Origin of the sequence: uncultured Meiothermus sp. (assembly GCF_937863175.1) — a bacterium.
Taxonomy (GTDB): domain Bacteria; phylum Deinococcota; class Deinococci; order Deinococcales; family Thermaceae; genus Meiothermus.
In genome coordinates this window covers 1-12,765 of the sequence record NZ_CALMCQ010000285.1, presented here as the reverse complement: position 1 = coordinate 12,765, position 12,765 = coordinate 1, and the positions used below count along the sequence as shown (strand labels likewise).

Annotated in this window: 8 protein-coding genes; 1 reads left to right on the top strand and 7 read right to left on the bottom strand. The window is 60.6% G+C overall.

What is annotated here, in order from left to right; all coding sequences use genetic code 11:
* Positions 1 to 151: 151 nt before the first annotated feature.
* From Q0288_RS10800 to Q0288_RS10775, 6 genes are all read right to left on the bottom strand, one after another.
* Positions 152 to 2,929: a response regulator gene (locus tag Q0288_RS10800; RefSeq protein WP_299430274.1), complete on the bottom strand. Its 2,778-nt coding sequence runs from the start codon at positions 2,927 to 2,929 to the stop codon at positions 152 to 154.
* Between the two features lie 122 nt (positions 2,930 to 3,051).
* Positions 3,052 to 4,983, bottom strand: a complete 1,932-nt coding sequence (locus Q0288_RS10795; protein ID WP_299430272.1) for a methyl-accepting chemotaxis protein — start codon at positions 4,981 to 4,983, stop codon at positions 3,052 to 3,054.
* Positions 4,984 to 4,997: 14 nt separating this feature from the next.
* Positions 4,998 to 7,253, bottom strand: a complete 2,256-nt coding sequence (locus tag Q0288_RS10790; protein ID WP_299430270.1) for a methyl-accepting chemotaxis protein — start codon at positions 7,251 to 7,253, stop codon at positions 4,998 to 5,000.
* Entirely contained in the window at positions 7,250 to 7,996 is a 747-nt protein-coding gene (locus Q0288_RS10785) for an MHYT domain-containing protein (protein WP_299430268.1), read from the bottom strand. Before Q0288_RS10785 ends, Q0288_RS10790 begins: the two co-directional genes overlap by 4 nt.
* A 9-nt stretch (positions 7,997 to 8,005) precedes the next feature.
* Positions 8,006 to 8,476, bottom strand: coding sequence for a chemotaxis protein CheW (locus tag Q0288_RS10780; RefSeq protein WP_299430266.1), 471 nt, complete (start codon positions 8,474 to 8,476; stop codon positions 8,006 to 8,008).
* Positions 8,477 to 8,534: 58 nt separating this feature from the next.
* A complete protein-coding gene (locus tag Q0288_RS10775; RefSeq protein ID WP_299430264.1) occupies positions 8,535 to 8,891 on the bottom strand; it encodes a response regulator in 357 nt (118 codons plus the stop codon).
* Positions 8,892 to 9,616: 725 nt separating this feature from the next.
* Between Q0288_RS10775 and Q0288_RS10770 the strand changes: the two genes are divergently transcribed.
* Positions 9,617 to 10,006 (top strand): universal stress protein, encoded by a 390-nt coding sequence (locus tag Q0288_RS10770; RefSeq protein WP_299430262.1) that lies wholly within the window; start codon positions 9,617 to 9,619, stop codon positions 10,004 to 10,006.
* Between the two features lie 165 nt (positions 10,007 to 10,171).
* Here Q0288_RS10770 and Q0288_RS10765 read toward each other — a convergent pair whose 3' ends face one another.
* Positions 10,172 to 11,818, bottom strand: a complete 1,647-nt coding sequence (locus tag Q0288_RS10765; protein ID WP_299430260.1) for a dynamin family protein — start codon at positions 11,816 to 11,818, stop codon at positions 10,172 to 10,174.
* Positions 11,819 to 12,765: the final 947 nt, after the last annotated feature.

The following is a 12,765-nucleotide window of genomic DNA, read 5'->3' as shown; positions in this document are numbered from 1 at the left end:
CGGTACCGCGCCCCGGTTGACCGGTCAGGATCAGTGCGGTCATTGAATAATCTCCTTTGCCATGCCAGCACCCCTGGTAATGCCTGCAAATTGCGTTCCTGACAAACATTTATGCCCGGAGGGCTGGACTCGGTGCAACGACTGCCGCAAGCTATACTCCTTGCAGAAACTCGTCCAATTCTACCTCGTCGGCTGGCTTGGTCAGGTAGGCATTTGCACCAAGCTCGACGGCCAGGTCGCGGTGTTTGGCCGAGGCACGGGTAGTCAGCACAGCCACCGGCAAGTGGGAGAGGTTGGGGCGGCGACGCACTTCTTCCAGCAATTCGAAGCCCGACATGCGGGGCATCTCGAGGTCGGTGACCACGGCCTGGAAGGGTTGTTGCTCGAGGAGCTCGAGGGCCTCTTGCCCATCGGCAGCGGTGACAACCTGGTGTCCGGCCTTGCGCAGCATCTGCGCCACCACTTTGCGTACCGAGAGCGAATCGTCTACCAGCAAAACCGGAAACCGCTGGATGCGGGTGGTTTCGATGCGGGTCTGGATGGGTATGGAGGTATCTAACGAGAGCAGGCCGCTGGGACTCATCACCAGGATGACCTCCCCAGTAGCCGAGACGGTCGCTCCAATCAGGTGGGGCAACTCCGAAAGAGGGGTAGTCAGGGGTTTGACCAGCGCTTGCTGTAACCCAATAAAGCGCTCAGCCGCCAACGCGACCCACTCCCCGCCGCGTCCTTCCACCACGGCCAGGGCGTATTCGTCCTGCGCCATCTGGGGCAGGCCCAAAAGCGCGCTGAGTCGCTGAATGGGGATCGTACTGCCTTCGTAGGCCACTTCCTGACGGTCAGCAGGCGCGGTGAGCAGGGTCAGGAGGCTTTCGCGGGGAAGGGCGATCACCTGACCGCCAGACTGGAGCAACAGGATGTCGGAGACCACCAGGTTCTGCGGGATGCGCAGTCGGAAAGTGGTTCCCAGCCCACTGCGGGTTTCCAGGGTCAGGTCGCCGCGCAGACGGCGGATGGTGGCAGCGACTGCATCCAGGCCCACCCCACGTCCGGCCATATCCGAAACCGCCGAGGCGGTGGAGAGGCCGGAGAGGAAGATGAGCTGGACAGCTTCTTCTGGGCGCATGGCATCCACCTGGGCCTGGGTGCGCAGTCCCTTCTCGACGGCCTTTTGCTTAACCGCTTCCAGGTTGATGCCCCGCCCATCGTCGCTGATTTCCAACACCAGGGCACTGCGTTGTTGCAGGCTGCGGATGGTCAGGGTGCCCTGGGCCGCCTTGCCGCTAATCAGACGCTCTTCAGGGCTTTCCAGGCCGTGGATGACGGCATTGTTGACCAGGTGTACCAGGGTCTCCGATAAGCCGTCGAGCAACACCGAGTCAATCTCGACCTGCTCACCCTGGAACTGTATCTGAACAGGTTTCCCCGCCGCAAGTTGCTGTATCTGGCGGGTGAGGCGCTGATAGAAACGGCCAATCGGAACCAGGCGGGCGCGACCCACTTCGCCCCGTAAATCCTGGGAAAGTTTGCCAAACAACTCGGTTTCCTGGCGGAACTCTTTGAGCTGTGTGCTAAAGGTTCTGCGTACCTCGACCAGGTCGCTGGTCATCTCCTGAATGGAGCGGGCCAGGATGTTGAGGTCGTCGTAGCGGTCGAACTCGAGCTCGGAGAAAAGCTCCTGCACGGACTTGCCCAGGGTGCTTTGGGCCTGAGGGGTTTGAGTGGGGTTCTGGGCTTCCCGCGAGAGCGAAAGGCGCGGGTTGAGGTAGCGGGTTTCGAAATCGGCGGTGGTGCGCAGGAGCCGCTGGCGTGCGCTTTCCAGGAGGTTGTCCATCTCCTCGAAGCGGTGCATTAGCAGCTCGAGGCGCGAGCGGGTCACCAGGGTTTCACCGGCAATATTGAGCAGGGCATCGAGACGCTCGAGGCTGACCCGCACCGAAGCGGTGCTGCTAGGGCGGGGGCGTCGGGATGGGGCTAGGGGGGTAGGGGAGGGACTGGGTGCTGCTGGGGTGGGCTGCGTATCAGGGCGGATGGGGGCTGCTCGCCCAAGCAAAAGCGCCAGCCGGCCCTGTAGATCAAAGACCTGCCCGGGCAGCCTTTGAGCCGCTGGGGAATCCTTGCCTTCGGCCACTACGACCATGGTTCCCAGCACCTGCGAGCCTTCCAGCATCACCTGGGCCGTTTCGTGGCTCCAGGTTTTGTGTCCCTCGCGTACCTCCACCATCAGGTCTTCGAGCTGGTGGGCAAAGGCGCCGATGGGTCTGCAGCCCACCGAATAGGCGGCGCCTTTGACCGTGTGCATGGCCCTGAACAGGGCCTGCAGGTGTTCGCCACTCTCGTCACCGGACTGTAAGCTCACCAGCGCATTGCCCACCTGATCGAGGTTTTCCAGGGTTTCGGGGGCGAAGAACTCCCAGAACTCGGCATTTTGCCGGTAGAACCCCTGCAATTCCTCGACCAGGCCCATCTGGGGGTGGGGTGGGGTGGGAGCAGATTCCTGGTGGCTGGACTCGGGCAACTTGCGGACGAAGGCCTGGGGGTTGTCGGCGGTGAGTTCCTGGATGAGGGTGGCGGCTCCGAGGCGGCCGAGCTCGAGGCCTACCCGACCCTCGTTGCCGTGGATGGCGATGTTCTCCAGGGCGGTTATCAGAACCGCGGTTACCTGGCCCATGAGCTCGATGACTCTGGCCTGTTGAACCTCGGTGTAATGGGGTGCCCCCTCCAGAATACGCTCGGCCAGGGCTCCCAGGTTGGAAGTCTGCGGAAAACCGTACAACCCAGCCGAACCCTTGAGGCGGTGGGCCATTACTACCAGGGGTTCGTGACGCCCTATGGCTAGAAACTCGGGGGTCTGCTCAAAGACCACCACGGTTTCCCAGGCCTCGTCGAGGAAACTTTGCAGCAGATCAGGTGTGGTCGTGGCGGACATGCAGGCTCCTGACAGACCGCTAAGGGATATTTGTGGGAACAAACGTTCCAGTGCTTGGGCGGGGGTTGCGTTGTGTCATCATTTCGACCTCGAGGTCACTGTACATTGCGCACGGTATAGCCTTAGTCGGGCAAGCGGAAGCGGCCCAGACTGCTCGAAAGCTGCTCGGCCAGGACGCGCATAGCCCCGGCAGACCGACGCCCTTCCTGGCTCTCATGGCCGGTTTGTTGCGCGGTGTGGGCGATTTTCTGCACCGCCTGATCCACCCGCTCCACCGCCGACACCTGGCTCTGGGCCAGTCCCGAGATTTCCTGGGCCAGGCCGGCGGACTGCGCGGCCAGGCTGGCGATTTCCTCGAGGCGGCTCCCCGCGCTGGTAGCTACGCCATAGCCGGTTTCCACCTCGCGAACCCCGTCCTGCACCAGCCCTACCACGCGGGCGATGTCGCTCTGTACCTGCTGTACCAGGCTGCTCACCCGGCTGGTCTCGCGGGCCGACTCCTCGGCCAGCCTGCGGATCTCATTGGCAACGACGGCGAAGCGGCGACCAGCGGCTCCAGCACCCGCAGCCTCGAAAGTGGCGTTGAGGGCCAACAGGTTGGTTTGCGAGGCGAAGTCCTCGAGTACTTTGGTAATGTCCTCGATTTCGGCGGAACGCTGGGCCAGCGCGGCAATGTTCTCAGCTACGGCCTGCATTTCCATCCGGATATCGCTCATGCCCGAAAGGGTCTGGGTCACGGCCTGACGACCCAACTGAGCCGACTCGAGGGTCTGTCGGGCAGCCTGGGCGGTGACATTAGCGCTCTGGGCCATCTGGCGGATCCCGTGGGCCACCTGCTGGGACTGGTTTTGTACCTGGCTTACTTCCTGGGCTTGCAGCAGCGCGCCCGATGCGATGGAGGCGGTGAGTTGATCCATCTGGGCTGCGTTCTGACTCACCGACTCGGCGGCCTGCCGGACATCTTTGAGCAGGAAGGAAATCTCTTCTACGGTGAGGTTTACGGCGTCTACCACGCTGCCCAGCGCATCGTTGCTGACCCCACCGCGCTTGGTGAGGTCGCCGCTGGCAATCTGGGTGGCGATATCGAGGAAACGGCGCACGTTTTGCTGTAGTTCCAGCCCACGTTGCCGCTCTTCTTCCTGTCTGGTCAGGAAACCTCGTAGCTGCACCACTGCGCTGTCCAGGGTGCGGGCCACTACCCCCAGTTCGTCGCGACCCCCCAGCCCAGTAAGGTGGTCGTAGCGGCCCTGTTGCAAAGCCTCTGCTCCACGAAGCAGGCTGCGAGAGCGCTGCTGGAGCGAGCGCAGCAGCAGACCGTTGAACAAGGCGGCCAGGGCCAGACCCCCCAGTAGAACCGCAATGAAGAGGTCACGAGACCGCTGGTAAGCGGCGGTGGCCTCGGTATGGGAGAGGGTGGCAAACTGGTTGTTGATCTCAATCAGGTTGCGCAGGTCGGCCCGTACCCGATCGTAGCCGAGCTGAACTGCCTCGAGGGTGCGGGGGTCAATCCTGCCGCCCAGGGCCTGCTGGCTGAGGCGCTCAAAAAAGGGGAGTACCGCCTGGTGGGAGGTCTGTAGCTGCTGCAAGACCTCGGCCTCGAGTTGCTGCAAATCGGCCTGCCCGAGCCGCGCTAGTGCGGCAGTAAAGGCCGGACTGGCGCTGCTGATCCACTCGGCCTGGTAGCGTTCCAGAATGAAGGCAGTCTCCTGCAGGGTCTGCTGGCTGAGAGTAATCAGGGCGGCGCGGTGACCAGCCGAGGTGCTGGGGTTGGCGATGCTCTCCACATTACGCTGCAACTCGGCGTAACGGCTCTCGGCGGTACCCAGCGAAACCTGCGAGGCCAGGGTGAGAAAGTGCAGGTGGTCAATCTGCTGGCGCAGTTGTCCCAGGCCCCACAGACTCGCACCGGCCAGCAGCACAATAATCAGCAGGATTCCCAGGCCGTTCACGGCAAACCGGGCGGCAAAGGGGGTATCCTCGAGGAAGGCCCGCAGAAGGTTGGGGCGCGGCGGATGGTTGCCGGGCGGGGATATCGGTAGGGAAGTCTGCTTCACCACGGCGCTCTCCTTTATGCCGGCAGCCGGAAACGGGTGAGGCTCTGGCTAAGCTGCTGAGCCAGGGTTCGCAGTTCCTCGGCGGTCTGGCGGCCGATGCGGCTTTCCTGGTCGGTTTGCAGGGCGGTGTTGTAGATGTCCTGTACCGCGCTGGTCACTTCCTCCACCCGGCCTACCTGCTCCTGGGCAGCCTGGGCTACATAGTGGGCTGCATCCGCAGACTGCTGGGCCAGGATGGCGATCTGTTCCAGCTTGTTGCCAGCCTCGGTCGCGATGCGGTAGCCCTGCTCCACCTCTTTGGTACCGCCTTCTACCGAGATCACCACCCCTTGAATTTCGGTCTGGATACCCTTGACCAACAAGCCTACCCGCTGGGCCGCACGGGCCGAGTCTTCGGCCAGCTTGCGCACCTGGTCGGCCACCACCGCGAAACGCGCACCGGCATCGCCAGCCCCCGCTGCTTCAATCGCAGCGTTCAGAGCCAGCAGGTTGGTTTGCTTGGCGATGGTTCCGATGGCATCCACCACCTCCGAGATCTCGAGCGAGCGGTCGGAGAGGCCTTTGATGCTTTTGGAGATGCTTTGCACCTCGCGGCGGATATTCTGCATGCCGGTCAGGGTGTTTTGCACCGCGCTCTGGCCTTGTTCGGCGGCTTCGCGGGCCTGCATGACCAGCTCGGAGCCCTGCACTACCTGGCTGGCCATGGTGCGGATGGTATCGGTGGCATCCAGGGCTTCGATGCGGGCCCTGGCCGAAAGTTCGGCCTGCGACTCGGCTTTTTCCTGCACGCTTCCCGAGCTTTGGGCCATCTGCAAAGCACCCTGGTTCACCATTTCAGCGGCAGTTTGTACCTGCTTGAGCAGGTAAGCAATCTCTTCGACCGTCAGGTTCACTGCGTCTACCACGTTGCCCAGCACGTCCTCGGTCACGCGCCCGCGCCGGGTCAGGTCGCCCTGGGCGATATCCATGGCCACGTTAAGGAAAGCCCCGATGTTTTCTTGCAGGAGCTGGGTCTGACGAAGCTGCTCCGCATCGGTCTCGGCCCGGGCCTTGAGCCGCAGGGTGGTTTCGTTGAAGGTGCGGGCCAGCGAGCCCAGCTCGTCGGAGGATAGCACCTCCACCTGTACCCCCAGGTCGCCTTTGCGCAAGCGGTTGGAGGCGGCAAACAACTGGCCCACCGGGCCGGTAATGGATTGTGTTACCGTGCCCACCATGCCCAGGGCCAGCACCAGGGCCAGGGCAATCACCACAAAGGTGAGGGCCTGCTCGCGCTGGACTTCTTGCCAGGTGATGATAGCCTGCCGACTTATTACCGAGAGGGTCTCTGCTTGAAGCTGGGTAATACCCACATTGATCGGTGTTATGGCGTTAGCGAAGTCGGCGGGGCGATAGGTAAGCCGGCCAGGAGACTGAAGCGCACTGGTCAGCAGGGCATCTATCTCTTCGATCTGGGCTGCCAGCCGCTCGAACTCGAGGGCCAGGGCTTCCAGACCCCGGGTTTCTGCGATCCGGGTCTGTGTAATGCTCCAGAGGATCGCCTCATGCTGACGCCTGACCTGGCTGATCTGGCTCCGGATCAATTCCCGCTCGAAGGTGAGCGCCGTACCCCGCGCAAACACTTCCACACCCTGAAAACGAAGCCGAGCCAGATTTTCGCGCAGAGCAGGCAGGTGCCGGACGGCGGTCTCGGAAATCAGGAAAACCTCGGCCTCGGCCCCCAGAAGCAGACCAGAGGAGAGTGCTACCTGCTCGGCAGTCTGTCGCAACTGATTGATCAGAGCGTGATGATGCTCGAAGACCGCCATATTGCCAAGAACCCGGTTCTGGCCCTTGAGACGCTGCCAGGACTGGGTGATCTCTTGCAGGACGGGGGCTAGATGGTAGCGATCTCCCAGGCTGGTATTTAGCTGGGTGAGCTCTGTCAGTACCGCATCTACGTCGGTGGATTCCTTCTCGAGGTCGGCCTGGGCGGCCAGCCAGCGGCCATCCAGGGTGTGGCGGCGGTGTTCGCTGACCTGCTGGATGGCCTCGAACAGCACCAGCACGTACTGATACCCCAGGATTCTGTCACGAGCCTGCGCTTCCTGGCGCTGTTGATTGAGGTACAGGGTGGCTACAGGCCAGATGCCAGCCACCGAGAAGGCCAGCACAATCAGCAGGAGTTTCTGCCAGATTTTGAGAGACCCCAGAAAACCACCGGCCGATACCAGACGGGTAGCAGCACCTGGTGGGCGTAAGTTGGAGCGTCGGGGGGGGGCTTTGCGGATCATGCTTCGGCCTCCTTATCTGACGGGCCTTCCAGCAGTGAGGTCAGCAGCATTGGTAGCCCCACCAGCGCAACCGCTAGCAGCAAGAAGATATTGAGTGAGAGCAGGTTGCCAGCCGCCACCATACTGTGAACCTGCTGCTCGGTTGGGCTGAACCGGACTGCTAGCATGGCCGTGTAGTGCATGAAGGGGATTGCCAGACCGGCCAGACTTGCGGAGATCAGGTGGCGGAAAGGCAGGTGTTGGAAGGCAGGGCTGATCAGGGTCCAGATGCCGAAAGTGCCGAGCGCCACCGCGACTAACACCGAAACCCCCACCATCGGCAGATCAAACTCCATGCGGGCATCCACCTGCATGGCAAACATGCCGACATAGTGCATCACACCGATGCCAGCCCCCAGAAAAAAACCGGAGCCCAGCACCTGGGCAATGCTGACCTTGGGTTTGCTGACCAACTGGAAGGCAGCCGCAGCGCCAAAAATCGCGAAGAACACCGAGACCAGGGTGACCCAGGGGTTGTAAGCCACTAGCCTGTCTATCTCGAGCGCGGTCATAGCCACAAAGTGCATAGCCCACACCCCCAGTCCAAAGGTTGCTGCGCCCAGCCAGAGCCAGCCCTGGCCGGCTACTCCTTGCCTCAGGCGGTTGATAATGGCCAGTGCGGCATAGGCAGCGAAGATGGCCACCAAAAAGGAAGCCCCCACCAGCAGGGGATCATGGCTCATGGCAAGATGTGTTTGTTCCACGTGAACTCCTTAGGCTTGTGGCACCGGTCTGCCGGGGGTAGCGGATGCCTGTGCCAGTGTAGACATCTGTACCGAGAGGTATGCAAAGAGGTTGCGAACCTCGAGGATTTGCACGGTTCTGCCGTCTTCCTCCAGGATGGCGCTGAACAGAGGATCCTGGCTGGGGGCGGTCCAGGCCCCGCTCAGGTGGGTGCGCAGCCCGACCACTTCGTCAATCATGAAGGCCAGCGGTTGCCCCTCGAACTCGAGCAAGGCCGCGATGCCTGAACCCGCCGGAGCGATCTGCAAAACCCCGCTCAGGTCGAAGACTGGCACGATTTGGCCCTGGTTGCTTATGAGTCCCAGCAAGGGTGGGGGGGCCAGCGGGACGGGGGTGGGTTGGGTTACTTCCAACACTTCTTTGAAATCTCGAGGTTCCACCCCAAGAAACGTGCTGCCCAAGCGCAGCACCCAGACTCTGCTGACAGTGGTGTTGATCATGAGTAAGCCCTTGTGCCGTGGTTCGGTGTTACCCCACGGGCGGGGTCTTGCTTTCCGCTTATAGCAGCTCCTGTACTGCTTTGCGCAGAGCTTCGGGGGTGTAGGGCTTGGTCAGGTAGCCGCTGGCGCCCTGGCGTCTGCCCCACTCGATGTCGGTGGGTTCGCTCTTAGAGCTAATAACCAGCACCGGAATGTTTTTGGTAGGCTCACTCCGTCGTAGCGAACGCAGCACTTCGTAGCCGTTGCGGCCCGGCATCACCACATCCAGCAACACTGCATCCGGCTTTTCTGCTTCGATGCGCTGCTCTACGTTTTCACTGCCCTGGTACAGCACGACCTGGTGGTACTGCGAAAGCGCGTGTTCGATTAGCTTCAGGTCTGCCAGGGAGTCATCTACCGCGACTAGTTTTGCCATGTTTTCCTCCAGGTTTGCGGGCGGAGGCACGAATGACTGCAGAGAGGTATTTCCGCCCGCAATGTAATTTCAAGTTATGCGAAGCGTTACGTACCTCCTGTGATGGATGCACGGCCTACCCGCCTTTAGGCGTTACGTCCGAATACCCCCAAATGGGGGTGAAGGGTGGGTATACGCCAGAGGGTGTTGAGCGTACTGGCCAGATCGTCTGGTCTGGGGGTCGTGCAGGAGGGGGTTGATTCGGAAACAACCTTCTACTACCCACCGTCCAGTGGTTGACACTGCCACGCCGCTCCTCCCCAGATCAGGGATAAAAGTCCCTTGTGCACAAGCCGGTCTGGATATAAACTTCAGTTGAAAGCGGGAAAGTCGGTAACGGGTTTCCTGCTTCCGACTCCAGCGGCCTCTTCCGATAAGGAAAGGCTGCTGGAGCTTCTTTATTAGAGGAAGTTGCTGTGTTCGAGGCTCCATGGTTGGGGTATGCAGGGGTTTGTTGCTGGGTTGGCTGAGCGGTCAGATAGATTCCCAGGCTGTATGCCCGGTGTTGCGGGTGTCCCTGAGCGCTCTCCACACTGGTCTGGCCGGTCGGCGATCTTGTGAGTGGGTTCACCGTCGCCACACGTCCACACCGAGACAGGGGGTCTGTGAAGAGCGCGGTAGTGGGACACAAAGCCCATTCCTGATAGCTAGGCTAAGGCTGCAGTGCGTTGAAGTGGAGGTGGGCAATGTTCAAGAAGGTGCTGGTAGCCACCGATTTTTCACCCTGTGCGCAGCGTGCGCTCGAGGTGGCCCGTTCGCACTTTCCCCAGGCTGAGTTAAAGGTGCTGCACGTGGTGACGGAGGACTCACCGTTTACAGCGACCGAGGCGCTGCTTGAGCTCGAGATGCTGGTCTCGGATACCTGGAGCGGCGAAACCGGCCTGCCCGGCCATGAGGTTGTGCCGGGGAGTCCCACCCAGCAGGTCGTAGAGTCGGCCAGAGCCTGGAGTGCGGATCTGATCGTGGTGGGGGTGAGTGGGCAGGGAGGACAGGGCCTGGGCTCGGTGGCCGAAGGGGTAGTGCGGGCTTCAGCGATCCCGGTGCTCACCGTAAAGGCCCACGAAGCTGGGATATAATACCGGATTCAAAAAGATCATCCTCCAACCAGGAGACCCGGAGGCTCTCTTTTTGAATCCTGGAGCACCCCCCTCCCGGACGGTCGGCGAATAAAGCCTCTCCCTTCGGTCGGGTTCTAACCGAATCGGGTATAAGGCGGTTCTCAGAAAAAAAGATTCCGTCACCTAACCCAGCCGACGGCGCAGCTCGAGGGCTTCGCCTTGTAGTTGGTCGGTTTGCTGAAGCTGGGCCAGGGTGGTATCGCGGCTGTTCTCCAACCGGGTGCAGGGGGTGCGGTACAGGTTGTTGAAGCGTTCGCGGGTGCGGTGCATTTCGCTATCCAGGGTTTCATTCAAGGCCCGCTCGAGGGTACTGCGCAACTCGGCCAGCCGTTCGCGCAGGCGGGCTTTGGCGGTCTCTTTGCGGCGGGGCAGGATGGAGGTGGCCAGGATGGCCCCAAACACCGTGGCAAAAATGCCCAGGATGTCGAAGGCAATTTTTTGTGCCACCAGCAGGATGGTCAGGCCCAGACCCATCACCCCCACTTCAGCCAGGGCGGTGCCGCGCAGGCTTTCCTGGATGAAGTCGCGCAACTGAGTGGCTTCGGCCTCCACATCGAACGAGCGCAAAGCTTCTTCCAGGTTGCCCGCAATGGCCCGTTCTTCCGGGCCGACCTGTTCGGCCTGGCGCAGACCGGGGGCTTCACGCAACAGCGACAGGGCATCTTCCAGCAGTTCGCGGTCACGCTTGGCCAGCCAGTTCATGGCCTCGAGCACCCTGCGCTCGATCTCCTGGTTGGCCCCCTTGACCACATCGTCAATAAAGCTTTGCTTGAGTTTGCTCGACCGCATCAACTCGAGAAATTTGGAGAAACGCACTTTTTCATCCAGCCAGCGCTCACCTCGGCTGCGCACCTCGTCAATGGCTTGCAGCGCCAGTGCGACCTGCCCGGTAAAGTCGCGGCGGGTGCGTTCTTCATGCCGCTTGAGCAGACTATCGAGCTCGCGGCAGGTGGCGAGTTGTTTCTCGGCTTCTTTGAGCCTGGCTTCCAGGGTGGGTCTGGCTTCTGCGGTTAATCGCGCCAGCACCCCCAGGGGTGAACCCAGCTTGAGGATGGCGGCCTGGTGAGTGAGCACCTGCCGGATGTGGGCCTCGAGCTGGGGGATACGACTCAGGGCCAGATCGCCTTGCCGTGCGCGGCGGGCCGATACCGAGAAGATGGGGGGGACGTGCCCCAGGGTCTGGTCGGCTCCTTTTTGCACGAACTCGAGTACCTGCTGTAACTCGGCCTCGGTTAACAGATCCATCTTGTTGATGATGAGCAGCACTTTCTTACCCCAGGCCCGAATGAAGTCGAGGAAGTCGGCCTCGGACTGGGTGAAGGGCCGGTCGGCACTGGTGACGAACAAGATCAGGTCTGCGCGGGGCAGAAATTTCTCCGTCAGAACCTGGTGGTGTTGCAGGATGGCGTTGGTGCCGGGGGTGTCCACCAGCCGTACATCCTTGAGGAGCGCATGGGGCAACTGAATCACCACCAGTTCGGGAGAGTGCGGCTCGAGCCGGGGTTCGGGGCCATAGCCAATCAGGTTAATTCGGTCGGTGGTGGGCGTCACACCCTCCTTCAAGAAGTCGCCCCCCAACAATGCATTGAGCAGAGACGATTTACCGCTGTTAAACTCACCTGCAATCACCAGCAAGAAGGGGCCGTCCAGATCCAGCAAAGCTTGCTTGAGCGGTTCGGTTTCGACCCCTGATCGGGCCAATGCCTCCAACCCCCTGGCAAGCAGTGCACGCACATCCTGGGCCAGAGCCAGTGTTTTGGAATCCAACATGCTGAGTATTCTATCGCAGGGCGATTTTACGAATTCCCCGCACCATCATGGCGGCGTTCCCTGGCTCGAGCCAGGCGGTTCTCGCAGATGTCGCGCGGGACGATCCGACCAGCAATCACCCGGGAATTGCGCACCGTTTGTAACGATTGCGAAAGCCGGTGATGGATTTTTCCAGGGCGCAACCCGGCACATCAAGAGCCTTAAAATTGCCCAGGGTTGCTCCACAGCAGTAGATAAACTCGAAACCTCTGGTTCAACTCCACACTGCATCACCCATCCCTGCACCCGTCCAGCGGTATGCGAAATTGCACGATGAATACAAGAAATTTCAGTGCTGAATTTTTTAACCTTACGCCAGGTCAAGAGTACAGGCATTCATTCTCGAGGTTTTTTTGCTATGGTCGCGGGGCACTCAGGTGGTTTTGCTTTTCCAGCTTCCTTGCACGCGGCGGGCAGTGGTAGAGGTGGGGATGAAAATTTCGAGACTTGATTTATCTCAATAAACACGGCACGAATGGCATACTGCAGCTGGAGAAACTCGAGTGCGCAAAAGTACCGACAACCAATTCATCCGATGCTGGCGCAATTGATTAAGATTTGCTCGAGGAAAATTGCGACATCGAGAAATTGCGGTGGGAAAGGCAAAAATCCGATTTTTCGATATGCATCGGACGAATTGAAAATTCACCAAGGGGTTGTACTTGACATACAAAAATTACACAACATGTAGTATAGTAATCTTCAGTGGAGAAACAATCTAACAGCAACACTCGTCCACATTTCGCACAATGCCTAAAACCGGGTTATGTGCAATGGGCGAATCATCCGCTGGATGGCGCATGATTCGAGAGTCTCTGCTGGGATGGCTCCACTCTGATTTAAGGAGGAATATACATGACTGAACAACCAAAACCCACACCTGCAAAGAAGCCCGCTGCCAAGAAAGC

Bases quoted from the DNA above. Each gene is read 5' to 3' on its own strand.
- Q0288_RS10770 (WP_299430262.1), top strand. From the start codon at position 9,617: ATGTTCAAGAAGGTGCTGGTAGCCACCGATTTTTCACCCTGTGCGCAG.
- Q0288_RS10765 (WP_299430260.1), bottom strand. From the start codon at position 11,818: ATGTTGGATTCCAAAACACTGGCTCTGGCCCAGGATGTGCGTGCACTG.
- Q0288_RS10800 (WP_299430274.1), bottom strand. From the start codon at position 2,929: ATGTCCGCCACGACCACACCTGATCTGCTGCAAAGTTTCCTCGACGAG.
- Q0288_RS10780 (WP_299430266.1), bottom strand. From the start codon at position 8,476: ATGATCAACACCACTGTCAGCAGAGTCTGGGTGCTGCGCTTGGGCAGC.
- Q0288_RS10790 (WP_299430270.1), bottom strand. From the start codon at position 7,253: ATGATCCGCAAAGCCCCCCCCCGACGCTCCAACTTACGCCCACCAGGT.
- Q0288_RS10775 (WP_299430264.1), bottom strand. From the start codon at position 8,891: ATGGCAAAACTAGTCGCGGTAGATGACTCCCTGGCAGACCTGAAGCTA.